Annotated in this window: 22 protein-coding genes; 2 read left to right on the plus strand and 20 right to left on the minus strand. The window is 51.4% G+C overall.

Going from position 1 to position 25,031, the window contains the following annotated elements; genetic code table 11:
* Nucleotides 1-27: 27 nt before the first annotated feature.
* Entirely contained in the window at nt 28-288 is a 261-nt protein-coding gene (locus NNL21_RS08355; protein WP_204817647.1) for a YuzB family protein, read from the minus strand.
* An 85-nt stretch (nt 289-373) separates the two neighbouring features.
* On the opposite strand from NNL21_RS08355, the gene NNL21_RS08360 reads away from it, so the two are divergent.
* Nucleotides 374-619 (plus strand): NifU family protein, encoded by a 246-nt coding sequence (locus NNL21_RS08360; protein ID WP_204817645.1) that lies wholly within the window; start codon nt 374-376, stop codon nt 617-619.
* Between the two features lie 108 nt (nt 620-727).
* Here the strand turns inward: NNL21_RS08360 and NNL21_RS08365 are convergent, their stop codons facing one another.
* From NNL21_RS08365 to NNL21_RS08440, 16 genes are all read right to left on the minus strand, one after another.
* Complete coding sequence (locus NNL21_RS08365) at nt 728-1,516, minus strand: SDR family oxidoreductase (RefSeq protein ID WP_204817644.1); 789 nt, start codon at nt 1,514-1,516, stop codon at nt 728-730.
* A 53-nt stretch (nt 1,517-1,569) separates the two neighbouring features.
* Entirely contained in the window at nt 1,570-2,280 is a 711-nt protein-coding gene (locus tag NNL21_RS08370; RefSeq protein WP_204817643.1) for a Cthe_2314 family HEPN domain-containing protein, read from the minus strand.
* 130 nt (nt 2,281-2,410) lie between these two features.
* On the minus strand, nt 2,411-3,346 hold the full coding sequence (locus NNL21_RS08375) for a COX15/CtaA family protein (RefSeq protein WP_204817642.1): 936 nt from the start codon (nt 3,344-3,346) through the stop codon (nt 2,411-2,413).
* Nucleotides 3,347-3,553: 207 nt separating this feature from the next.
* On the minus strand, nt 3,554-3,898 hold the full coding sequence (locus NNL21_RS08380; protein WP_204817641.1) for a thioredoxin family protein: 345 nt from the start codon (nt 3,896-3,898) through the stop codon (nt 3,554-3,556).
* 38 nt (nt 3,899-3,936) lie between these two features.
* Entirely contained in the window at nt 3,937-5,580 is a 1,644-nt protein-coding gene (locus NNL21_RS08385; protein WP_204817640.1) for a copper amine oxidase N-terminal domain-containing protein, read from the minus strand.
* An 85-nt stretch (nt 5,581-5,665) separates the two neighbouring features.
* Nucleotides 5,666-7,309 (minus strand): putative polysaccharide biosynthesis protein, encoded by a 1,644-nt coding sequence (locus tag NNL21_RS08390; RefSeq protein WP_204817954.1) that lies wholly within the window; start codon nt 7,307-7,309, stop codon nt 5,666-5,668.
* Between the two features lie 30 nt (nt 7,310-7,339).
* Entirely contained in the window at nt 7,340-8,062 is a 723-nt protein-coding gene (locus NNL21_RS08395; RefSeq protein WP_204817639.1) for a ThuA domain-containing protein, read from the minus strand.
* 73 nt (nt 8,063-8,135) lie between these two features.
* Nucleotides 8,136-8,612: a DUF456 domain-containing protein gene (locus tag NNL21_RS08400; protein WP_204817638.1), complete on the minus strand. Its 477-nt coding sequence runs from the start codon at nt 8,610-8,612 to the stop codon at nt 8,136-8,138.
* Nucleotides 8,613-8,619: 7 nt separating this feature from the next.
* Nucleotides 8,620-9,372, minus strand: a complete 753-nt coding sequence (locus NNL21_RS08405; RefSeq protein ID WP_204817637.1) for a Cof-type HAD-IIB family hydrolase — start codon at nt 9,370-9,372, stop codon at nt 8,620-8,622.
* A gap of 245 nt (nt 9,373-9,617) precedes the next feature.
* On the minus strand, nt 9,618-10,505 hold the full coding sequence (locus NNL21_RS08410) for a metal ABC transporter permease (protein WP_204817635.1): 888 nt from the start codon (nt 10,503-10,505) through the stop codon (nt 9,618-9,620).
* The gene (locus NNL21_RS08415) at nt 10,502-11,449 is read right to left on the minus strand and encodes a metal ABC transporter permease (RefSeq protein WP_256555122.1); all 948 of its coding nucleotides are present in this window, start codon (nt 11,447-11,449) and stop codon (nt 10,502-10,504) included. The genes NNL21_RS08410 and NNL21_RS08415 overlap by 4 nt, the downstream gene beginning before the upstream one ends.
* A 5-nt stretch (nt 11,450-11,454) precedes the next feature.
* The gene (locus tag NNL21_RS08420) at nt 11,455-12,246 is read right to left on the minus strand and encodes a metal ABC transporter ATP-binding protein (RefSeq protein WP_204817633.1); all 792 of its coding nucleotides are present in this window, start codon (nt 12,244-12,246) and stop codon (nt 11,455-11,457) included.
* 66 nt (nt 12,247-12,312) lie between these two features.
* Nucleotides 12,313-13,263: a metal ABC transporter solute-binding protein, Zn/Mn family gene (locus NNL21_RS08425; protein ID WP_204817631.1), complete on the minus strand. Its 951-nt coding sequence runs from the start codon at nt 13,261-13,263 to the stop codon at nt 12,313-12,315.
* 207 nt (nt 13,264-13,470) lie between these two features.
* Entirely contained in the window at nt 13,471-15,474 is a 2,004-nt protein-coding gene (locus tag NNL21_RS08430) for a peptidoglycan D,D-transpeptidase FtsI family protein (protein ID WP_204817630.1), read from the minus strand.
* Between the two features lie 126 nt (nt 15,475-15,600).
* Complete coding sequence (locus tag NNL21_RS08435) at nt 15,601-16,761, minus strand: transglutaminase domain-containing protein (RefSeq protein ID WP_204817629.1); 1,161 nt, start codon at nt 16,759-16,761, stop codon at nt 15,601-15,603.
* A gap of 98 nt (nt 16,762-16,859) precedes the next feature.
* Complete coding sequence (locus NNL21_RS08440; protein WP_204817628.1) at nt 16,860-17,303, minus strand: hypothetical protein; 444 nt, start codon at nt 17,301-17,303, stop codon at nt 16,860-16,862.
* Nucleotides 17,304-17,593: 290 nt separating this feature from the next.
* On the opposite strand from NNL21_RS08440, the gene NNL21_RS08445 reads away from it, so the two are divergent.
* The gene (locus NNL21_RS08445; RefSeq protein WP_204817627.1) at nt 17,594-18,835 is read left to right on the plus strand and encodes an MFS transporter; all 1,242 of its coding nucleotides are present in this window, start codon (nt 17,594-17,596) and stop codon (nt 18,833-18,835) included.
* Nucleotides 18,836-19,673: 838 nt separating this feature from the next.
* Here NNL21_RS08445 and NNL21_RS08450 read toward each other — a convergent pair.
* The 3 genes from NNL21_RS08450 to NNL21_RS08460 all read right to left on the minus strand — a co-directional run bounded on the left by NNL21_RS08450 (nt 19,674) and on the right by NNL21_RS08460 (nt 24,832).
* Nucleotides 19,674-22,187: an apiosidase-like domain-containing protein gene (locus NNL21_RS08450; protein WP_204817626.1), complete on the minus strand. Its 2,514-nt coding sequence runs from the start codon at nt 22,185-22,187 to the stop codon at nt 19,674-19,676.
* A gap of 51 nt (nt 22,188-22,238) precedes the next feature.
* Nucleotides 22,239-23,366, minus strand: coding sequence for an SGNH/GDSL hydrolase family protein (locus NNL21_RS08455; protein WP_204817625.1), 1,128 nt, complete (start codon nt 23,364-23,366; stop codon nt 22,239-22,241).
* A gap of 65 nt (nt 23,367-23,431) precedes the next feature.
* Nucleotides 23,432-24,832, minus strand: coding sequence for an extracellular solute-binding protein (locus NNL21_RS08460; RefSeq protein ID WP_204817623.1), 1,401 nt, complete (start codon nt 24,830-24,832; stop codon nt 23,432-23,434).
* Between the last annotated feature and the right edge of the window lie 199 nt (nt 24,833-25,031).

The following is a 25,031-nucleotide window of genomic DNA, read 5'->3' on the forward strand; positions in this document are numbered from 1 at the left end:
ATGGTGCGCAGATCAGCGGATCGGGCACTAGGGACGTTCTTGCCCCTCGCGCTCGATCCGCTGGGTTTTAATTTCATCCATAATGCGATCGTATAATTCATCGGCCGTAACAGCCGCTATGATTTCACCATTCACCAGGCCGAAGGGAAATAAATAGCATTCTCCGCAATTGCCGAGACAGCCGTATTCGATCACTTCCATCTCGGGATCCTGCTCTAACCGTTTCATCGTTTGATCTGTGTCCAGATGCATATTACTTGCGCAAAATTCAATAATTGGCTTAAGCATTAATCATTCACCTTGTTCCTGCGTTGATATCCATTTTCAACGGCATCGATTTGTACTATAATAGAGGAGAAAGGAGTTGATTGCAATGAGCGAAAGTACACAAAGCACGATGTATGATGAAGTGCTGGACGTTCTCGATAAGCTTCGTCCGTTTCTGCAACGCGACGGCGGCGACGTTGAGCTCGTCGATGTTGAAGACGGTATCGTTAAATTGCGTCTTGTAGGTGCTTGCGGCAGCTGTCCAAGTTCAACGATTACGCTTAAAGCGGGTATAGAGCGTGCCCTGCTTGAAGAGGTTGAAGGCGTACAAGAGGTTATGCAAGTATTCTAAGACCGATTTACTAGGTCCCTTTATTCAATAAGAGTCTTGCCGGTATCCGCATTTCATCTTGAAATGCGAGCCGGTAAGACTCTTTTTCCGTTCATAATGGATTTATCTTTACGATTGATTGGCTATGCTTGTTTTAATAGGATCAAATCCGCCGTTCACATCGACGATATTGCCGGTCAGATAATCCGATTGCGGCAGACAAAGAAACGTGATGACGCGGGCGATATCTTCTCCACTGCCCGGCCGGCCCAGCGGGGATTCCTCGTCGCGTTCGTCCAGCACCTCGGCGATGGTCCTCTCCTTATTGGTGCCGCGAATGTCGCCAGGGCATATCATATGCACCGTTATGCCGCTTGGGGCTTCTTCGACGGCAAGCGTCTTCGTAAAGGAGACCAGGCCAGTCTTCGCGGCGGCATACACAGCCCGGTGCGGCCATGCACGGCCTTCTCCGGCGTGGCCGAAGCCGAAGTGAATGATTCGGCCCCACTGGCGCTTCCTCATCCCCCGCAGCAGCTTATGATCAAGCAGCATTACGCCGAGCAGATTGCCATGCAGAAGTCCAACGATATCTTCCTCTTCATAGTCGGCAAACAAACGTCGCTCCCGGATAAAGGGTCCCGCATTGTTGATCAGAATGTCGATGCCCCCTGTGGAAGACCATTGCTCCGCCTGTACAGCGAGCTGTTCAACGTCCCCCCGGTTTGCAATATCGGCACGGATCGCGGTTGCGCGAACGCCGAGCTGACTGATCGCCGCAGCGAGCGAGTGCGCCTCTTCTGCGCTATTCACGTAGTTAAGGACGATGTCGCATCCCATATTCGCCAGCGCTAATGCCGTCATTTTCCCTAATCCCTTGGCACTGCCCGTGACCAATGCCGTCCTGCCCTTCAGCTCCATGGGCACTCCCTCCTCATGTAAACGAACGACGTTTCCTTGAGAAGTATAGCATATTACAGTCTATTCCTCATCCATCTTTCGGTGTACTCGAACGATAAACGCAAGCTTTCGATAACCAGGTCCATCCCTTGCTTCAGGTCCTCAGTTTGGGCTTGCAGATTCTCGAGCCGGTAGCCGGAGCCATACGCATCATGGGACTGCATAAGATCATCCTGCATTTCCGAATTCATGTAATGAATTTCGGTATTGCGGCGCTTGCGCATGCGGCCCATCGGTTCCTTATACCGCTCCTTCAAATCGTTCAGTGCGATCATAAGCTCAGGATGGGAATTTCGCTGCCGCATATTGCGCAGGACGGTAAAGTATGAAAAATGTGCCTTAAACCGCTCGGTTTGCAGCTCCAAAATATCGTTGAGCAGCGTTCCGAGCTTATCCAGGATCGAGAACAACCGAATGAATGCATTCTTATCGAAATAGACATAACGGTTGTAATCGCGCCGCTCCGCAGGTGACATGGCATCGACGGAGCCGGATGTCACTTTAACCGCAAACTTCTGGGAAACGTATTGGCTCTGCTCCAGCTCATCTAGCGAAGCTAACAGCCCTAGCGTCCAGATCTCATATTTGCGAAGCTTGTGCTTGGAGTCGCTATGTCGCTCGATTTGTTTGTTCAGCATGCTTCTGAACCGCTCCATAGCCTGCATCGCGATTAGCAGCTTGCCATCCGCTTGTCGCGGCTGTTCGTCGAAGATCATTCGCAGCATTGTCTCTATATGCCCCTCCCCGCTTAGCAAGGTGTTCTTGGAATTTAGTTAGGTTGCCCTGCCTAAGGGTCGATAAGCATGAAAAATTTCACTTCAGCAGCTGACTTATGCCCTCTCACCAGCCGGCAATTCACCGGTGCAGCCGTTCTCCCTGCCACTTCCAAGCACGAATGGCCAAGTCTGCCACGACCCCGAAGAAGGCGGATATAATTAAGTTATGGAGCATATTCGTAAAGATGAACAGCTCTTCATTCGTTAACGTTAACGTAAGAAGGGCTCCGCTGAGCACTTGCGCGACAATCAGAACAAAAGCGATGGTAGCAGAGCGACGCAATCCTTCATTCGAACTGCAGACGCGATAGATATGAATCATCAGCCATCCTACCACAAGAAACAGAATAAACGCGGCAACACGGTGAGCAAATACGAATCGTGTTATTCCTTCCCATTCAGGAATGATCTCACCGTTACATAGCGGCCATCCCAGACAGCCGCCAGCCGAATCCGTATGGCGGATATAAGCACCCAAATAAATAACGAAATAACAATAAATAATGGTAGCTACGGCCAGCATAAAGACCGATCGCGGTACCGGAACCGAAGGCTTGTCCACCGACTCGCCCCGATTCATCCGTCTTGCCCACAGCCAGAGCAGAAGCGTGAAGGCAAAGGCCATAATCGATAAGCCAAAATGGAGCGCCATCACAGCTGCGGATTGCGGCCACATCACTGCAGCAGCCCCCATCAGAGCCTGCAATACCGTAAAGAAGCCTGCTCCGGCCGCATATGAAAGCGCCTCGCGATAACGGTAACGGCGGTACAATTGGATGCTTCCAATAAAGGAGGCTAGAACAAGAAGCCCAACGATGCTTGTGACAAGCCGGTGGGAATATTCAATTAAAGATTCAAGCGTATAGGCTGGAACGAATTTGCCGTGACATAGCGGCCAATCATCGCCACATCCACGGCCCGAATCGGTATTCGTTACGAGCGCGCCGCCAAGCAGTACAATAAGCATTCCGATGCATGTCACGGCAGTGAGCATGCGAAACCGGCTGGATACCATATGTCATCACCTTACTTCCGCGAATAATCTACTCAATTATAGCGATAAAGACAGGCAAAAACCATGTTGAAAATGTGAACATGATCACATACTCAGAGCGTGTCACACTTCGGACATCCTTTAGTATAGCCCGTTTCTGCATAAAAAAAGTCCGCAGGCCAGCCGGATGTACGGCATGGCCTGCGGACGGCAAGGCATAACGAAAAATCAGGTATTCAGCGCCTCGTTCATTTGCAGTGCGCGGCCTAGGAATTGCTCGATTTCTTCACGGGTTTTACGCAATTTGCTGACGAAACGAACGATTTCCTTGCCGCTGCGAAAGGCAATGAAGCTTGGAATGCCGAGTATGTTCAACTCGCTGCACAGGTCCGGCAGGTCATCCCGGTCGACATGAATGAACCGGATCCGCCCCTCATATTGCTGCTCGACATCCGGCATGAACGGGTCGAGGAAGTGACAATCCTTGCACCACGTCGTCTTAAACACGGCGACCGTCAATTCTTCCGAAGCAACCGCTTCGCGGAACGCTTCATCCGTGACAATGGTTTGCATCGCATGCGCTCCTTTCTAGGGCAGAGCCCTTCGGCTCGTTACAGTTCACGCTCAATAACGAGTACTTTCTCGTCATCGTAGCTGTCCTCCCAGTATACCTTACCGCCTAGTGATTTGACAAAGTCGCGGGCCGGTACATAGGTGATGCCATCCACGGCCGTAACAGGGAATGACCAATTCACGGCTTTGCCATTGATGATCGCCTGCTTGCTGCCGCTCTTGAGCTCTATAACCGTAGAGGTCGCAAAATCATTGATCGTGATGCTTTTTCCCTTGGCAGTCGCCTTCAGATCGGCGCCCAACCGATCGGCCGTATCCCTTAGCGGTATTAGCGTGATCCCTGCAGGTGTTACAATTGGCGGGTTATAGCTGTATTCCGGGTGCATCTGAATTTGTTGCCGCGAAATGTGCATTTGGTTGCGCAGAATATCATAGGCAACTGAATCGGTCTTAAACTGCCGGAGCACTTGATAGCCCTCCATCTCGGACAGCTGATCCGCTGTTAAATCCCCCTTGGATTGAACCGCTTCAACCGGTATTACGTTACCGTTCACATTAGACTTCTCCGAGGTCGCCTTCATCCAGACCCCTTTAAACGGCGAGAATGACATGTCTTCTTCGTCTTCAATCACTGTAGGCTTAATGGACATTTCCATGACTGATTTACGAATGTCCAGTTTGCTATCGACGAATAAATCGGCTTTAACATACGTTTCATCGTTAAAGAAGAGATCAATGAAATTCGGATCTTCTTTCTCAGCTTGCTCCATCTCTTGCTTCAAATCAGATATGCCTTGAACGACTTCATCCACGGCATCATCAATCATTGCCTTCTGATCTTCTTCCTCTGGAATGGATCCGAAGATGCTCTCCGTTTCGATTCCTGCGGATTCCAGCACTCCTTCTTGGCTTTGAATCAGTTCATACACAGTCGTAAGCATCTCGTGAAGTCCTTCTTTATCACTTACGAGCGCATCCATGTATGATTTGACCCACGTGTAAATTTCTTTACCGGTCAGCTCTGCCTGTACATGCATCGCATTAACCGTTTCACCGCGAACGGTTTCTTGAGCCGGACTCACCTTAAGCCGTGTCGGATTCGGCATATTCTCGATGGCATAGCCTGCGACCGTTTCAATCAACTGTTGACCCGTCTTGGCCAGGCTCTCTTGTTCAGCTTTATCTGGTACTGCCGTAACAGTCCCCTCTGTATGTGTGCCATCTGAGAAGTCCGTGCCCAGGATCTCACCGAACAAGCCCGACGAAGCTAGTTCCCCAAGCTCAAGCACGATCGGTTTCTTAGCCCCTTCCAGATTAAGAACGGCAAGCTCCTCATTCATGGCGAGCGAGAAGCCGATACTCTTCGTACCCAGCTCAAGCTTCCCCTTGAGGGACATATTTGCTGCATCCTTCACCTTAATATCGTCCAGCGTCAGCTTGATATGGGATATGAGATCGAATATAGCCGTTTCTTCAGCTGATCCGCCGTCCAAGCCCTCGTCTTCCATCAGAAGCTTAAACTCGAAGGTTTGGCTGCCTTCATAAGAGGTTACCTTTAACGTTTGCTTCAACATTTGGTTCAGGTCGACACCGCCGACCGCCTGACAACCGACTGCAATAATCATAATTGCCGCCATAATTACCGATAATACCACTTTTCGTTTCATCCAATTGACCAACACAAAAACCCCTCTCCATGGGTAGAAAGACTAATGCCTATTCTACCATGCAGAGGGGTGTTTTTGGAAGATATAAGAAAATAACAGACTAGCTGCTCCCTGCCTTGCGACTTCTTGCAATCCGCATAACCGGTCCAAGAAGCTTACGCAGCGGTCCCGGGAATTGACGGATATCCTCCTGCCTGACGACTCTAAGCAGAACGAGCAGCAGGACATAGAGGCCAAGCGCCACAATGCCTGTGAGCGCAGCGGAGCAGAAATACGTGAGCTTGGACGGCAGGCCGTCCAGCAGCTGTCTGGCTCCCATATCAACGAGCCAGCCTATTCCTGCGGATATTACGATCGTCATGCTATACCCGAACCAGCGCGTTCCGAGAATCGAGTATGGAACCTCTTTGCGGATCGCCCGCAAATTGAGTGAGGCGATGGTAATAAAGCATAATGTGGAGGCGATAATAAGTCCGTATGCACCAAGGAGCGGCGCGAGGATCACGCTGCCGGCGACCTTCACGATTAGGCCGACCACCGTATGCTTCATCGGAAGCTTCGCCTTGCCAAGTCCGAAGAGGACGGAGTTGCTCGTCATCATCGTAATCTGAAAGATCGTGCCAGCCGTAAGCGCTGCAACTAGCCCGCTGCCGCTCGCATCCTGATAGATCAGTCCGGTAACCGATTGTGCCGCTACAACCAGAGCAAGCGCTGCGGGCACTCCGGTGAAGACTACGATGCGCATAACAAGCGACGTCTGCCGCTGAACCTCGTCCATATTCTTGACGGAATACGCCGAAGAGATGATCGGGAGAATCGATGTACTTAGTGCGATAGCCAGAATCGGCGGGATACCTGCCAGCGCCTGCGCCCGGTTTCCGAGCTCCGCCAATGCCTTCAGCGAATCGGCACTGCTTGCATAGAACGCATCCGTCAGCCTTTCAAACAGCCAGGTGTCAAAATTATAAATGAATTGAACTGTCATCGCTGCGATGACGATCGGTATCGAGATGGCGAACATCTCCAGATAGATCGTCCGGAAGGAAAGGCGCCGGCTCGTGTCGGGCTGCGGCGCTGCTTCGCTGAGCGCTTCCTTGATATCCTGCTTCCGCAGTTTGCGGGCGTAATACAGCATGACGCCAAAGGCAGCCAAGCTGCCGAACACGCTGCCGAATGCCGCGGCAGCCGCCATCCAGCGGTCGCCCCAGCCCCATGACAATACGATCAAGACCAGACCGATCGCGGTCAGAACACGGGCGAACTGCTCCACGATTTGCGAGACGCCGCCCGCCGTCATCATCTGGCGGCCTTGGAAGTAGCCTCGCATCATCGCGATAACCGGAAATACCAGCAATGCCGGCGCAATGGCCGCAACGGCTGCCGAGGCGTCGCGATGGCCTCCGGAAGCTGCGAACACGGGGGCCAGGAAGAATAATAATACAGCGATTACGAAACCTGCCAGCATGCCGAATAATAAAGCGGCCCGGTAGATCCGCTGTGCCTCCCGCTTTCGGCCCAGCGCATAGCGCTCGGACACCATCCTGCTGATCGCACTTGGGATGCCCCCAGTTGCAATAATGAGCAGGAGCAGGTAGACATTGTTCGCTATATTGAAATAAGCGATGCCGGCGCTTCCCATAAGATAATCGAACGGAATGCGCTGGAACAGCCCAAGAAACCGGGCCACCAGCGCCGCCGCTGCGAGTATGAGTGTTCCTTTGATCAAGGAGTCCTTTTTTACCATAAGCTTCAAGCCGATCTCCTTGCTGTAAGTTTATTTCGCTTTGATTTCCTCAAGCGGCTGATGATTGCCGCGGACCGGCGCTGCCGCTCCGGACGGGGTTGCCCATTTGATTCCGTTACGGATGACTTGCAGCACGTTCTTGTCGTAGTAAGTCGGGTATGTCTCGTGACCCGGACGGAAGTAGAATACTTTGCCTTGTCCACGGAAGAAGGTGCATCCGCTGCGGAACACTTCGCCGCCTTCGAACCAGCTGATCAGGATCAGCTCGTCCGGTGCCGGAATATCAAAGTGCTCGCCGTACATTTCTTCGCGCTCAAGCTCGAAGTGCTCCGGCAATCCCGCAGCGATCGGGTGAGCAGGATTAACGACCCACATCCGCTCTTTCTCGTTAGCTTCACGCCATTTCAAGTCGCAGCCCGTACCCATCAGCTTCTTGAAGATTTTGGAGAAGTGGCCTGAATGGAGAACGATGAGCCCCATTCCGCCCAGAACGCGGGCCTGTACGCGGTCGACAATGGCATCCTGAACTTGATCATGGCCCATATGTCCCCACCAGATAAGCACATCCGTATTCGCCAGTACTTCCTCGGTCAATCCGTGTTCCGGCTGATCCAGCGTAGCGGTACGCACTTCGAAACCATCGGTGCCAATGCCATTGGCCAAGGCATTATGGATGCCATCCGGGTAAACCTTACGTACTTCTTCATGCTGCTTCTCATGCAAAAACTCATTCCATACTGTCACTTTAATCATAAGAAAAGACCTCCTAAAAGTTTGTATACGCACTACGCGTCCAATAGCCGCCGTGCAGGTCCTGCTTCGAGTTCTAGATCCAGATGAAAAACAAAATAATCATGATCAGCTGCAAAATAATTTTGACGACCATGCTGGAGAACAAGCCGACTACCGAGCCGAAGCCGACTTTAAGCGACTTGTCCCAATTGGAGCCTACAATCAATTCCCCGATAATAGCGCCGATCAGCGGACCGAGTATGAGTCCGAATGCCGGAATGACGAACGGCCCTGCGATAACCCCGATTGTGCTGCCGATAACCGAGGCCCTCGAGCCTCCGAACCGTTTCACGCCCCATGCATTAACGGCATAATCGGCAATAAACAGCGCGGCGACGATTAACGTCTGTATCGTCCAAAACCAGAAACCGAACGGGGAGAAGGATATGAAGAAGCCGTATACGAAAAAAGCGGCATAGATTGCCAGCGCCCCCGGCAATATCGGAAAAATAGCACCGGCCATCCCGATTGCAAATAATACGATAACAATGATCCAGCCGGCGATTTCCATCGCATCCTCACCCTTTCAGCACAAAGTTTTGAATCAGATGCGCGACGGCGTTCTCGTTATTCGTGACAATGACCTCATCGGCAGCCTCTTTCACCGCAGCCTGCGCATTCCCTACCGCTACGCCAAGACCTGCTTTACGAATCATATCGATATCATTCATGCTGTCACCCATCGCAGCCACCTGCGACATATCGATGCCAAGCAAGCTGCACAGCTCCTGAATTGCGGTTGCCTTGGTGACCCCTTCCGGGTTCATCTCCAGGTTGGAGAGCGATGAATTCGTGATCTCCATCCCGCCCCAGCTCGACGTTTCCTGATAGATCCTTGCCAGCATGTCGGAATCCTCGGTATAATAACCGAATTTCAACCAATGATGCGCCTCGTAATCGTCGTTTGGCTTAAGCCACTGCTCCTTGTTGTAAATGCCTCCGGTCGTGTAGGCCCAGTACCAGCATTCCTCATGCTGCAGGGCCAAATCATACAACCGCTTGATGTAAGAAACCGGCATCAGCGACCGTTTATGGAGCACATGCGGCCTCCGCCAAATTTCACCCCCGTTAACCGTAATCATCGGCGTATCGAGCTTCAACTGTTCTGCATAGGGCAGCGCGCTTTGAAACCCGCGTCCGGTTGCAAAACAAACCGTCACGCCTGCTTCGAGTGCCTTGTGTATCCATTTCTCGTTCTCTTTGCTAATCTCCTGCACTTCGTTGAGCAGCGTCCCGTCCATATCGAGCGCTACCAGTTTGATTGATCCCATAAATGTCCTCCCGATCCGCCCGCAAAAGTCGTGTTGCCTAAGTGCAATCTTAGCACATTTGAGCCTGATTCCAAACTGTTACCGCGAATAAATCCCTTAAATTCCCTCACAAGTGATCATGTTAAGATTCAGACTTTCAGGATAGCTTACACATCTCCACCGAAAACCTGAACAACAAAAAGCCACAGCGCGATGCTGCAGCTTCTTGAGTAATGAATAAATAAAGCTTGGGCCTGAAGTGTTTACTAGGGCTGAATCGTTTGTTCCTGCATCCGCCGGCGGCGAAGATAGCGCGCCAGCAGTCCATGGGAAGGCGAGAGCAGGAAGGCCACGATGAACAGCAGCAGCGCCGCGCAAACCATACATCCTGCGATTGAAGCATCCAGAATGACGGCCGCCCCATAGCCAAGGAAGGTGCTGGCAATACCGATCCCAACGCTGATTACGATCATATGCCCCAGTTTGTCAGTGAGCAAATAAGCGGCAGAAGCCGGAATAATCAGCATGCCGACGACAAGAATGGCGCCGACGCTCTCGAACGAGCTGACCGTGGCCATCGATACGAGTCCCATGAGCAAATAATGAAATAACGCAACTGGAATGCCCACAGCGGCAGCCAGAGCGGGGTCAAACGAGCAAAGCTTGAACTGCTTATAGAACAATCCGATAACCACTACAATGATAAGCAAGGTCAAGCCCAGCATCCATACTGCCTTCGGACCGACATCGGTTCCGAACAGCTCCCATGTGTTCCAATGAACATGCGCGATTTCGCCATACAAGACGCAATCCAGGTCAAGATCGACCTGCCTTAAATTCAAGCTGACGAGCACGACGCCGATGGCGAACAACGCGGTGAAGACGACGCCAATCGCCGCATCGGACTGTACCCCGCTCTGCTGAAACATCTGAATCAGAAACACGGTTATGAGTCCAAGCACGGATGCCCCGAGCAGCATCCCGAAGGATTCACGAGAGCCGCTGATCATGAAGGCAATCACAATTCCTGGAAGAACAGAGTGGCTGATCGCATCGCCGATGAGCGACATCCTGCGGAGCACGAGAAAGCTGCCGAGTATGGCACAGCAGCAGGCGACAAGCGCCCCTGTCAGCAAAATCCAGAAGTCGGTCATAGCGACCTCCCTCCCTCTTTGGCGAGTTCTTGGACAGGCTGCTGTGCCGTATGCTGCTCCAGCTGCCGCTTTGCCCTGATGCGTGTGAGCTGCTTAGCCAGCAGTCCCCGGCGCGGCCCGAGCAGCAGCGAGAACAGAAACAGCAAGGTAGAAGCCAGAACGCTGAGCGGACCTGTGGGCAGGCTGGCTGTCGTAGAGCTTAACCATGTTCCCACAACCCCGCTTAGTGCGCCGAACAAACCGGACAGCATCACCATAGCCCCTAAACGATCGGTCCAGTAGCGGGCTGACACGGCAGGTGTAATGAGCAGCGCTGCGACAAGGACAACACCCACCGCCTGAATGCCGACCACGACGGATACGACGATAAAGAACATCATCAGCTGTTCCAGCAGCACGACCGGATAGCCGATGCCGCGCGCAAAGCCCGGATCAAAGGAAAGCAGCTTGAACTCTTTAAACAACAACGTACAGGCTGCGATAATAACACTGCAGACGATCAGCATCGTCGTGACGTCCGAACCGATCATAGAAGCCGCTTGACCGAACAGAAATTTATCCAATCCGCTCTGGTTTCCATAATCGCCATGTTGAATCTGCGTGAGCAGCACTATGCCCAGTCCGAAGAAGCCGGACAGCACAATCCCCATGGCAGCATCGGGTTTGATGCGGGAGTTTCGTGTAATAAAGCCAATTCCGAGCGTAGCGACCAGGCCGGCGATACCCGCACCGATAAGAAAGAGCAGAATGGACTTAATGCCCGTCAGCATGAATGCGATGCATATGCCGGGAAGTGCGGCATGGGCAAGCGTATCGCCCATTAAGCTTTGTTTGCGCAAGTAGGCGAAGCAGCCGATCACACCGCTGCACAAGCCGAGCAGCATGCAGCCAAGCAGGATCCACTGCGTGTTCGGATCCTTAAGCATCGACAAGATCGAATCCACCGCGCTCACCCCTTCCCTTGCCCGGACAGAAGGAGCAGCTCATCATCTTGGCGGTCGAGAAACGACAACCGCCCGCCATACGTCCGCTGCAGATTGGCGCGCGTAAAGACTTCATTCGTTAATCCAAACTCCTGCAGCTCGACATTCAACAAGAGGACGGAGTCAAAGTACTCCTTAACCGTCGCGAGATCGTGGTGAACAACGATGACCGTCTTGCCCGATCGCTTCAGCTCCTGCAGCAGGGATATAATGGCCTTCTCCGTTGCCGCATCCACGCCTGCGAACGGCTCATCCATGAAATACAGCTTCGCGTCCTGCGCCAGCGCGCGGGCAAGGAAGACGCGCTGCTGCTGGCCTCCGGAGAGCTGACTAATTTGCCGGGTTGCATAGTCGGCCATTCCCACTTTGCTTAAACATTCCATGGCGATCTCTTTTTCCTTCGAGCCCGGCCGGCGGAACCAGCCCAGATGTCCGTAGCGGCCCATCATCACGACATCCAGGGCATTGGTCGGAAAATCCCAATCGACCGATTCGCGCTGCGGCACATAGCCGATTAACTGCCGCTGCTGGTTGCATGGTTTTCCGTAGACCTTCACTTCCCCGGCAAGTCGCGGGATGAGTCCCAGCGCTGCTTTGATCAGCGTCGACTTCCCCGCCCCATTCGGTCCGATGACGCCGATAAGCTCGCCTTCCGTTACCTCGAATGAGACATTCCTTAGCACCGGCTTCTTCTGATAAGCTACACTCAGACCGGTAATTTGCAATGGCGCATGTATAGCGCTGTTTTTTTCTGGCATATGGTTTCACTCCCATTCGTTACGTCCGCTTACGCAGCGGTCTTTCTGCGCGCCTGTCAGGCCGTCTTATTTAAGTGCATTCACGATTGTATCCACGTTGTGCTTCACCATGCCAATATATGTGCCTTCCTCTGTACCGTTCTTGCCCATGGCGTCGGAGAACAATTCGCCGCCGATCACAACCTCATGCCCCATCTTGCCGGCCCCTTCAATAACGGCTTCGATCGATTTCTTCGGAACGCTCGATTCCACGAAAACCGCCTTGATTTTGTTCTCGACCAAATAATCGCGCAGATTGCTGACATCCTTAGAGCCATATTCGGATGCCGTGCTGATGCCCTGCAGACCCATGACTTTGATGTTGTACGCTTTACCGAAATAGCCGAACGCATCATGGGCTGTTACCAGTACCCTTACCGGCTCCGGTATCGTAGCAATTTGCTCCTTGGCGTAAGCATCCAGCTCTTCAAGCTTCGCGATATACTCCGATGCGCGCGTCTTATAGCTGTCTGCGTGAGCCGGATCCTTCTCGACAAGCGTATCCCGGATGACTTCAGCGGCAGATATCCAGTTGCGAACGTTAAACCAGATATGCGGATCCGGTGCATCGGAAGCAGTCGGATTGGACAGCAGCTCCGATGACGGGATGGCTTTCGATACAGCGACAGTCGCCTTCTTCTTCTCCAGCTTTTCGAACATTTCGCCCATTTTCCCTTCCAGATGCAGTCCGTTGTAGAAAATGATGTCCGCATTGTCGAGCTTCTTGATATCGCCTTGCGTTGCCTTATACAGATGCGGATCGACACCCGGGCCCATTAATCCGATCGCCTCGACCTGATCACCGCCGATATTGTTAACCACATCCGCAATCATCCCCGTTGTGGCTGTCACTTGGAGCTTACCGCTTCCGGATGCCGCCTTGTCATCCCCGCAAGCAGATATGACAACCGTCGTCACCGCTAAGAACAGAACGGTCATGAACCAGCGCCGGATAGCTGAATTTGTTTTCGAACGCATGATGAATCCTCCTTCGAATCTTAACTATTTATTGGCCTCGCTTTTCACACAGCTTGTTTTGCCCAAGTGAACATTAGTTTACTTTATGCCTCTTTTTTATTATTATACAACAATGTTTCTCATGTGCAACATTTATTTTTATATTTAGGCTCTTGAATGACAAAAAAGCCCATTGCTATGCAGCTGCATAGCAATGGGCTCTTCATCTTATTGTGCGGTACTTGTGTTATTCGTTCCATTCGATGCCGATTTCTTCGGAACACCATGAAGACCGATGTTTTCATCGTAAGCATCGAATATTTTTCGTGCAATTGGGGCCGCTCCGTCGGATCCGAAACCGCCGAACGGCACGACGACCGCAACGGCAATAACCGGGTTCTCGGCAGGAGCATACGCAATAAATACCGAGTTATCAATTGTCTTGCCGGCAACCACCTGCTCGGATGTCCCTGTCTTGCGATTCACCCTATACGGGGCATCCTCGAATACCTTGACCTTAACCTGGGACATGCCCGATTCGACTTCCTTCCAGTAAGAGGAGGGAAATTCAACCGTATTGAGCACTTCCGGTGTGAAGCCCTTCACCAGATTGCCTTCTCTGTCCGTAATTTTACTGACGAACTGAGGCTTCATCCGCTTGCCGCGGTTTGCCAGCATCGCCGTGTACTGAGCCAGCTGCAGCGTTGTATAGCGGCCCTGCTGTCCGAACGATGCCTGGATCAGCGCTGACTGCGCACTCGCATCCTTCATCTCGTGGAAGTAGTTGATAATGCCCTTCTGCTCGCCCGGCAGGCCGCTTTCCGTAGATACGCCTAGACCGAACTGCTTCATATAGCTGTCCCAAACTTCCACGCCTTTATCGCCTTTTTTGTCTAAGTAAAGTGCATTACCAATCTTTTCCGCCATGAACGGGTTGGATGACTTCGCGATCGCCCTCGCCGGATCCATAGATCCATAGGCATGGTTGCCCGAGTTTCGGATGGCGCGGCGGTGCGTTCCTTCTTTGCCGTAGTAGAATGCTCCCGTATCGTTATAGCTAGTTGAGGTGGATATGAGCTTCTCACTCAATCCAACGAGAACCGTAAGCGGCTTCTGGGTCGATCCGAGCGGTACAAGTGAAGAGGTTAGACCCTTGAGTTCTTCATCTTTCTTGTACGGGCCGTATATTGAACGAATCGTTCCGTTCCCCATGATCCCCTTGATCTGCTCGTAATCATCGTTGCTGATTCCGCCGCCTTCCCAAACGACCGGGTCGTAATCCGGCATGCTCGCCATCGCGATCACCTTACCGGTGTTTACTTCCATCGCCACGGCGTACCCTGTCTTCGCTTTCATCTGCCGTTTCCGCGAATCCGAGGTCGTGTGCAGCCAATCCAGCTGATCCATAATCGCCTGCTCCGTAGCCAATTGAACGTCCCGGTTAATCGTCAGCACGATATTGTCGCCCTTCTCCGGTTTCGTGATGACCGGCGGCCCGATGATGCGCCCGCTCGAATTGATGGGATATGTCTTCAGCCCGTTCTTGCCCCGGAGCTCGTCTTGATACATCATCTCCAGCCCGTCGTAGCCCACGTCCTCCTGTGCCAGATAACGCATCTGGAGGTCCTTGTTCTTGTCTTTACCTTTATACTTTTCGAGCTCGTTGGCACCCTTCTCGAATTTCTTTAAGTAGCCCACAAGCTGCACGGCAATCGTACTCTTGTCATAGTGCCGGATGCTTTCTTCTACGATCTCAATTCCTTTATACAGATCGCGGTTCTCCAGGAAATAAGCGATTTCCTTCTGATTCAGCCCGGTCTTAATTCGTCTTGGAACGGAAATCGTATTCTTCCTGTAGTCCAAATCCATATTCTTGATGATATCTTCCAGCGATAGAGGCTGCTCCTTATCCGCATTCCCGTATTTAACGAAGTCGGCATACAGCCTTGCAGCCAGCGCCTTCGAATCCTCTACCTTAGTGCCAGGCTCAATGGTGTAGTACATCGACTGCGTAGACGTGGAGTAGGCGATCGCCTGCCCGCTGGAGTCAAGTATATTGCCTCTAATCGGGGGTATCGCTACCGGCTTGGAGCCGAGTGCCGACTCCTCTTCCTTGAGCTGGGGTCCTTCGACAAACTGCAGAATGGCAAGACGGACGATAAGGACGCTAAAAAGAAAGAATGTAGCAAAGAAGAATAAGTTCAACCGGAAGGAAAAATGCCTCCGATTCATGATTTCCCTCTTTTGCGGGTCGTCCTGCACGCATGATGCCTCCTTTCGGTTATGATGGTTCGGAAGGCTGACAACTCGCCAGCCTGATCGGGTGATCTCTATTATACTAGACGATACATACCCGTCTTAAGTTTCTTTAATATGCGTTTGCGAGAATCCATCGGAATTAAACCAATTACCCGATGACGCCCATGTTGCGTCAAGCGGTATCCACTCTCCCCCTTGATCGGCTAGACGGACTTCATTCCACGCATGAGGCCCATACCCGCCCCGTCCATCTGCGCCAAGGCCGGTTACGACCTTAACCTCCAATCCAGCTGAACGCGCCATAACGGCATACAGCCTCGCCGTATCGATGCAGACGCCCCGACGGGTCTCGAACGTCTCCGCCGGCGTCTGTTCCTTCCATTCGCCCCGCTGCTCGTAATTGCGTGCCTTATCCCAGTCGTAAGCGATGCGCGAACCGAGCCAGTCGTACAGCGCCTTCGCCTTCTCCTTATCGGTATCCGCATTGCGAACGACAGCCACTGCCGCCTGTTCGATATCCTTAGGCACAGCAGCGTCGATAACCTCATACTTCCGCTGTAGCACCCGGCGGAATTCCGCCTGCACCGCTTCCGTGAAGACCGGTCCCCGCTTCGCCAGCACGTCACCCGCTACGGGCTCTAGCAGCTCATCCGTCGTCTTGTTATAGAATGCCGAAGCGCGGATAGAATCGGTTAGCGGCGCATCCGGCAGCAGCGTAACATAGACGAATAGAATCGCAATGGCAATAAACGCCCTTCCGGCCCCCATTAACGCACCCAGTGCAGCGCCGGTCGCACGGCTGGCCGCTTGGCCATTGTTACGAGTCGACTCGTAACGCCGCTCCCCGCCTTCGATCCGATCGAACAGCATCCCTCCAAGCGGGTAGAGCCAGCTCAGGGCAAACCGAAGCAGCAGATAGCCAAGCAAGAAAAGCAAGCCGAATCGCAGCAGCTCGAAATCACGCAAGCTTGTCACCAGCGTGTACCATAGCTGCTTCAAATTACCCAGCTGTTCATTGGGAACCATTATTTCCCGCGCAATAAGCCAATCCCTCGTGATTGGCGACAGCAAGGAAGCCAGCTTGCTTGCCAATATGAGTGAGATGACGGCTGTCACTGTCTCCCAGACAAAAAAGAAAAGGTGCTTCGCAGATCCCGACGCACCTCTCCTCAATCCTTGAATAAGCGAGCCGAGCAGGAAGAGCAGCACCATGAGCGCAACTGGTTCCGGCTTAAGCAGCGCCCCAAACCACGTGTTCATGCGACAATTCTCCTCATTGAGAGCCGCTTTATCTATTCCGCTAAGATCAAGCGAAATTGATATCACTGACGGAACAGTCCGTTGCTCCCGCCAAACGGCTAACTGTTATTCTTTGCTTGATCGATTAATGTCTGAATCGTTTCGTCAATTTTCCAGGTGCCTAGCGATGCGCCTTGAAATGACACTTTAACCTCATTGTCGCCCGGATTACCGTTGATCTCTATATTTTTTGATTTTACCGTGAAGGTTCCATCGCTGTTGGTTGTATATGTCGCATCTTTCACTTCTCCGGCCATAGCCGTAACCGCTTCTTGCTTGACACTCTCCGCCACCTTTGCACCGATTCCCTTCACATCCTCCAGCGTATAGCCGCTGTATAGAACGACTCCGATGAGAATCACAGCTACGATTGCCCACTTCACAACCGTCTTGACGATCTTAATAACCAGAAAGAGAACGATTAGCGCGATGGCGAGTACAAGCCAGTTGTCTTTGAAAAATTGAACCCACGTATCCATGTCATAGTTAAAATCAAAATTCATCCGATAGTCTCCTCCATTATACTGCTTGCAAACCATGATTACAAAACATTATACCTGATGCAGAAATGGGCGTAAACGGTTCAATTGCATGAATCATGCAGCTGCTTTATCCAAAGCTCTGGCATCGGCAGACATATCGGGGCTTATCCACGCGTACAAGTAGTAACATGGCCGCGGCGCGGGCTTCAGGAGCTCATCTGCCAACGAACGCCGAAGGCGTTGTCGCAGCTGCGCCATGATGATGAACCAAGGCGGCATATAACTGCCGTTACAGTGGGGGAGGTAATGTTTTGAGAACCGCGGTATGGCTCTACTTATTCTTGTTCGTCGCTTTCTTCGATCTTCACGCGCAATACCCGATCTTAACGCCGTTTGCCGTTTCATTGGGAGCTGCGCCTTCATTTATCGGATTGATGATGGGGCTTTACTCCATCACCCATCTGCCTGGGAATATCATTGCCGGCTACGGCGTGGATCGATACGGCAGCCGTTTATTTATCGTATTCAGTCTGGCCGCAGCAGGCATTATTCTCGTATTTCAATCAAAGGTAACCGACCCTTGGCAGCTGCTCGTGCTTCGTTCCATCAGCGGCTTCGTGCTTGCTTTTCTATCGCCTGCCTGCATGGCACTGCTCGCCAGGCTTGCCAATGACCGGGTTCAGCAAGGGAAGCTGATGGCCGGTAACGGTCTTATCCATACACTCGCTTCCGTTGTTTCTCCTGCAGCGGGCGCGATCTTGGTTGCACAAATCGGATTTACGACGGCTTTCCTCATCCTCGGCTGGATCCTGATCGGTACGGCAGCATGCGCACTGTTATTTATCCGGGATGTACCTAATCAAGCCGGTGAGGCTCAGCAAGACGAGACGGTCACGGAGGAGGCTGATCACCAACATAGCCATAGTCGAACGCCGCCCCGGAAACACAAGAAAGGCACCTTGAGCAAAGAAGAATCCCGCGACTTGGCCATTCCTTGGCTTGTATACGCACTTCCCATCGCCATGAGCTGCGCACAGGGTATCCTCTCCTTCGAGCTTCCGCTTATGTCCAGCACGAAGGAAGGGATGATGACGACCGGTCTTCTCTTCTCCGTTGTCAGCCTTGGTGCGCTCATCACGCTTTCCCTGCTGTTTCTGAATCGGAAGTCTGCTTATCTTCGGACGCTGTGGGGGGCCTTCATGCTGGCCATCACTTATTTTGCGATTGCTGCAGGAGCCCCCCTGCCGCTATTCGTCCTGCTGTTCATTCTCGGGATGGCTAAAGGCGTGATCTTCCCCGCCCTTTCTTCCCTGCTCATCGAGTTAAGCGGAGGAACCCGCTACGGCCGAACGTTCTCCGTGCTGTCCATTGCGTTCTCAATCGGCTCCTTCATCGGGCCGATGCTTGCCGGGCAATTGCGGGATTATGTGTCGCCGTATTATATTGCTTTTGTCGGATTAATGATTGCGGTCTCCGTGCTGCCCTTCCATACGCTTCGACCGCCGAAGGCCAACGCCCATTTTACGAGGTATCCATCCAATTACAATCCTTAAAGAATAAGAGTCCCCTGGATATTTCCTTCATTACAGTTCAACGAAGAAACCAACCAAAAAACGAAGAAAAGCAATGATGCTTGATGAGGAAGCAATGGATCTTCTTATGCATGTACAGTGGGAAGGTTACAAGAACATGATCCGAATCAAGTCCGCGTATATCGTAGGATTTTTAGTTATCTGACAATGTAGTTAGTATGAATAAACTCTATACAAAGACTACACTGAAAAACCAGCACTAGTTTGTATAGATTTAATAATCGGAAGCGACTTTATCCTTAATGGCGAATCCGTTTATAATGAGGCTTTGCTAAATTTAAGAAAATCGTTACTCAATGGCAAAGTAGAATGTACGGTTATAAGTCACATTAGAATAATCTCTGATGTGACTTTTTATGTACTAGAATTATTTCTAACTGTTTATTGCATATGATCATAACGTTCAAGGCCGATGATTTCTCCTGTTGACATAAGCAAATGCTGCTGTCATCTCTGATGCTGATGGCCAATGCTCGATAGCGGGGCGCAAAAATAGTTGCCTTGCTTTCAACTGTTCCAGTACACCCATTCCATTTAATTGCCACAACAATAGTTGCTATGGAAATTATTTTCCCAAAAAACCTTTTGCGGTTCAATACTCCTTCCTAATCGTCACGACAATAGTTGCTATGACTAAAAATTTTCGCCTTCAGGGCTCTGTCAACTTCATCTTGCCGCCGTATAACATTGTCTCAATAATCGCCCCTGTCCTTTAGGAGGCAACGGACATGAGTTACTCCGGAAACTCCAAAGAGACAGGCCGCTAAAGCCTGTCTCCTTGTTCTATTCCCCACTATTCTTATTCATCAAGATATACTTCAATCGCACTGATCCGGGCTATGCCCATCATATCTCCCTTGTAACAATTGACCCTAAGCGCCCGGATTTTAATGACCGGGAACCGCATAACGACCGTTGTCAGGAGATTATCCCGAATCGTTGCTAGAATGGTCCATTCGTCTCCGTCCCAGCTCTCCATATCAAAATCTCTCAATTGTACCCCGGTCCCCGTCGTATACAGTTCAACATGATTAATGGCCGTTGTCTCACGAAAAGTGATTTGCAGCCATTCAGGACGATCATAGGACAGAATCTCGGAATCATCCTCCGGGATCCGGGACGACCAGCCCGCCCAATTGCCATAATTGCCCGTTATGACTCCTGCTGGCCGATAGTTATTTATGTAGTCAGTTGAGGATGCTGTCACCTCCGCACCAACCAGCATAGGATTGTTGACGATATCTCGGTAACCGGGAATTACATAATCATAGAAAGCAGTCAGTCCCGAGCCATCCATTGTGGCGGCAGCAATTTTGACCGCCCCTTCCTTCATGCAGCTAATAACACCATAGGGACTAATGACAGCTTTATCCGTTGCCGTTATTCCATCCTCCTCAAAGACCGACCATAATATCCTCTGATCTCGTGTGTCTGAAGGATTAAATTCTGTAACAAACTGATGCTCCTCCCGCTTGATCTGAATGGATCTTACTATAGATGGCGGAGCGTGATTATCCTGTCTGGCCATCAGGATCATTTTTGTTGCGGTCAGTTTCCCTGCATCCCCTATAGCGTTAACCCGTACTTTGCCATTTCCCATTGCAGTAAGTAAGCCGCAAGAATCGATTATAGCCAGTTCAGTCGGTGTACCGTCCAAATTCGTTACACTCCACTGAGGTTCGGCCCCCATCCCTCCCGGGTTAACCGCTGCCGACATTGCCATAGTCCCATACCGGGTAAAAATCGTCGTAGCCTGATTAGGACTTGAGACCACTAACTTAGGAGCAAGTTTGGTCTCGTCAGTGACTACCAGCAGCATCCAATCAAAGCGATCCGGTTTGTCCGGAATGGGCCATTCGCCGTTATGAGGCTGGATCGCATTAGAAATCAATGTATATTCACCTGTTCTAGTGTTATACCAGTGGGCCTTATAGCGTGAATCCTCCATTTCTTTGAGCGTGCCGGTTGACAGCGAGGTACTTGTGAAATAAGCGGTATAGATTTTTGAATCATCTGTCATAAGAAAGGCATGATTATTGTCCGTGAAATCTCCATAACGTATATCCTTAAACCGCGGGGTCAATCTCCACCATTTCAGGGTGGAATAAAACTGTTTGAAATAAGTCATCTGGCTCCCGCCGGCTGCATTCAGGCCATCGAACCACCGGTAATAAGGACCGTAATGAAACCAGTCATCAGGTGAGTTATTCAAGGCCCATACGCCTTGAACGCCATACCCGAATCCAAAGGAGCCGCACTGAAAAGCTCTGTATGCCGAAGTACGGGCACTGGCGGTTGGCTGATTATTAAATTCATACCGCACTTCGTAAGCGATATAAGGCTTCACCGTTTCGGCATGCCAGAAAGATTCAAAATAATCTTTCGACAAATCAAGCGGTTGCAGCGCATGCCAGCTGTGACAATATTCCCCACCCCACCCTGAAACAGCATTGAACTCCATATGCGCCGTCAGCGGGTGCTTGTAACAATCATGATCATAGATGGATTGTGCGATAATTTTCCAATGCTGCGGATCGATTTGGTTGTAGAAGTTCGGATCAACTTCCTGGGCTGTCGTCCATAATACAGGATATGCTCCATATCTGGCTTGCCAATAAGCCCCAAGCTTCCTCAGAAGAGCAGCATCCGTTGTACTCAAGAAACTGGTGAACGTCAGAGTGGCATTGGCATGAACGAGTCCACTGTCCGCGATATACTGAAATTTGCGGTCCAGATCTTGCAGCAGCGCCAGCGAATCTTGTTTAATGCCATGAGTTACATCCAGATAGTTTCCTGTTGTCAGGAGAGGCTCGGATTGATAGACTGTAAAGCCTTGACTGACCCGGTGGTCAACCATATATTTGAACTGTGAATCGATTCCGTCAACATTCGAGGCATTGAAATCTTCTGACGGGAGGAACCAATGCGTATCTCCGAGATAGAAGAACGGCGTCCCGTCGTCATAAGTAAAATAACGGTGATGGTCACATATCCGCAGAAAGCCATGTTTATAGATTTCCAATAAACCACGGTAGGCGATACAGTTGAAAGCTATAGGTTCGCTAATATTTAGGGCCTGGTTGGTTTCATCCGAACACTCCACGATTACAGTCCATTCCCCTATAGCAGGGGGCGCAAACCTTACCTTCCACTCATTGCCCCCATCCCAAAATGCCTGACGGGCAAGCCTTATTCCTTCAGGACCGTTGAAAAAAGCCGTTACGTCCACATCCATAAAAGGATTTTCGTATACTGCAGCACTTGATAGTGTAAACTCCAAACTGCGCCACTGCTCTGTATCAGCAAGTTTCATTGCCAGCTCCACCTCATTCTTTGTTCCAAAGGACGGGAACTCACTTACCCGTTATCCTATTATTCCGATAAAAGCTAACCGAAACCGGGTACCTTGACATCTGGGGCCGTTCCCGTGAATGACTTCGATTTCTGCCTCATGTCTCTCTGGCAGCAGGTCCTCTGCCACTGTCTCGATGTGAAACAGGCCTTCAGCCGGACACCATTCCGCACGTTCCATCCTTATTTCCAGAGCCTCTCCATCATCAATCCGGCAGAGGAAATCCGCAGAAAACATCCCGAAATCGAACCCGAGCGTCAGCCCCCTTCCGTAGAAGACAAAGCGAAGTTTCGCTCCGACAGCAGAAGTTGTCAGCATTTGCTCCATCCAGACCAGATTGACGCTCCTGTGAACTGCCCACGGCCCCTCCGTCTGCACTTCCCTGAAGGGAACGAAGGAGACATTCCCCCAATGATGCCTATTAAGCGGTTCCGGCAGAACCCGTTCACCCCGGTTCTCAGTTAACGATGGCACTTCCCCTACACCCGGCTGCCGAATACGCTCCATATGCAGCTGTTTCTCCAGGAACGTGATTACACTTTGAGCATAGCTTAAGCTGCCGCGATGGGTCGGGTGTAAACCGTCAGGCAGCCATTCTTCCCATGCCATCCTTCCTTTGCGCACTTCCTCGAATGCATAAAGCCCCATCCACACCGATCCAATATTATAATGCTCGCCAAGCTGCTCGAGCTCCTTAATCGATTCCGGAACGCCGCCTGCCTCCATCTCTGCATACATGGCCTGCAAGTAGGTATAGACCAGTACAAGATCCGCCTCGCTACTGGCAAGCAAAAGACGCAGCAGCCCTTCGCGCGACCGACTTCTCCGTTCATGTGGAGCGTAATGATCATTCACTGCATATTCCACAAAGACAACATCGCAAGACTTCGCAACGATATCACGCCCGGCTCGAAACACAGCCAGATCGCTGCCTGTCGCTCCAATTGCGGCATTCTCAACATAAAATCGCACTTGCGGGTAGGTCTCAACGAGCCAGGCCATGACTTTCTCCGGCCAATTATGGCCTGGTCTGGCCTCCGTAATCGATCCGCCAAGAAAACCTATCGTCACCTCTCCCCGCTCGATCGCGGCTTGCAGCTTTAGCAGGGAGCTGCGGGGGTTCCAAATTCTTTTGTCCACTCTGGACCTCCTTATAAATCAAGACCGGCAGATCCGAAAGTGAAGCCTCTGCCGGTCGCTGTCATTTACCTTGTGGCATTAAATTTGTCTGCAGCCGGGCCAAAAATTTCCGCTATGTTCGCCGCATCGAACATGATTGGCGGTAATCCGCCATTAATAGCGGTCGAATAATCGCCATAATCGACGATATTCATCCCTTGACTGGCACAGCACACTTCACCGCTGTATAGCTGCTTAATCGCATCGATATTTTTTCCTTGCCACGCTTTGGCGTTAGTAAATAAATATTGCTGCAGTTCCTCGTTAAGCCCCCAAGGCGTGTCGCCCCAATCAATCGCGAACTTTCTCCCTTCATCGGAGATCATATATTTATAGTACAACCACGCTTCTTCCTTATGCTTGGAGGCACTTAATTGTATAAATGGAGCCGTCAAAAGAAGCGTTGGCTGCGATACCGTTCCGCGCGGGAAGAACAGCACATCCCAATCGAAAGCCGCCTGCTCATTGTATGCGCCGGTCATCCATGGCCCCTGAACGGTGAAGAGTGCCTTGCCTTGCATAAACGCATCGCCCAGACTTTGATCCACGGCGGTTTTACTGTCCGGCGTCACTTTATGCTTGGTTTGCAGCTCCTGTATCCACTGCATATCCGCGAGTACTCCCGGCGTGTTCGCTACGCTTTTGGAGCCATCCGCCGTCAAAAACGTATGACCTCCGGCATTGCCGTTGGCAATCGCCATGCTGCTGCTTAAATAAACGGCAACCGTGCCGGACGGGTCAATGCCCCACTCCCCTGCTGCCGGGTCGGTTGCCTTCTTCGCCATCTCCAGCATGTCGTCATAGGTCCAGTCCGGAGCCGGCATTTCCATCCCGTGCTTCTCCAGTAAATCCTTGTTCACGAAGATAAGAAAAGGAGCGGCATTGGCGCCAGGCAGCGCAAGCAGCTTGCCGTTGACCTTATAAGTATCCAGGAAGCTCTCCGGGAATTGGACATTCTTCAGATCCGGGTCGGATTCCAGCCGGGGAGCCAGGTCTTCATACAAATCCGCCCCTGAGGTCAGTTCGCTGGTCATGATCAAATCTGCCGGCGTTCCAGCCACCTGCAGCGCAACCGCTTTGGCTACAATTGCCGCAGGCCCTTCCAATACGGTCTCCACTTTAATGGTGATCCACGGATAATGTTTGTTAAAGTCTTCAAACATGGCCTTGATGTTCGGTTCCTCGCCCGTCCAATTAGTTACCATGGTCAACGTAACCGGGTCGCGTTTTTCCGGTGAGGCTTCATTATTACTCTTGCCCGATGCTTCGTTTGAGCCCTTGTCTCCTTCATTCTGTGCTACGGCCGGATCTGGTGTTTTTTCTGTATTATTCTTATTGCCGCCGGAGCAGGCAGATACGACAAGCATCATCATCATTGCTGCCAGCAATAGAACTACTCTTCCTTTGCTTGCTTTTCTAGTTTTCAATTTGATAGCCTCCAATTCAATTGAATCTCGTGTCGTGCACTGCCTTGCAGCCCCTTGTATCCATTCATAGCCATCCTGTCACTTGCTGTTGTTGCTTGCCTTGCTGTCACTGACATTGCCGACTTCATGCTGCTGTCATTTACATGCTGCAGCTCACCCTGCACATGCCCTCGCCCCACGTTACTTCAGCTTCCGCTAC

Origin of the sequence: Paenibacillus mendelii (genome assembly GCF_024498075.1) — a bacterium.
Classification (GTDB): domain Bacteria; phylum Bacillota; class Bacilli; order Paenibacillales; family Paenibacillaceae; genus Paenibacillus_Z; species Paenibacillus_Z mendelii.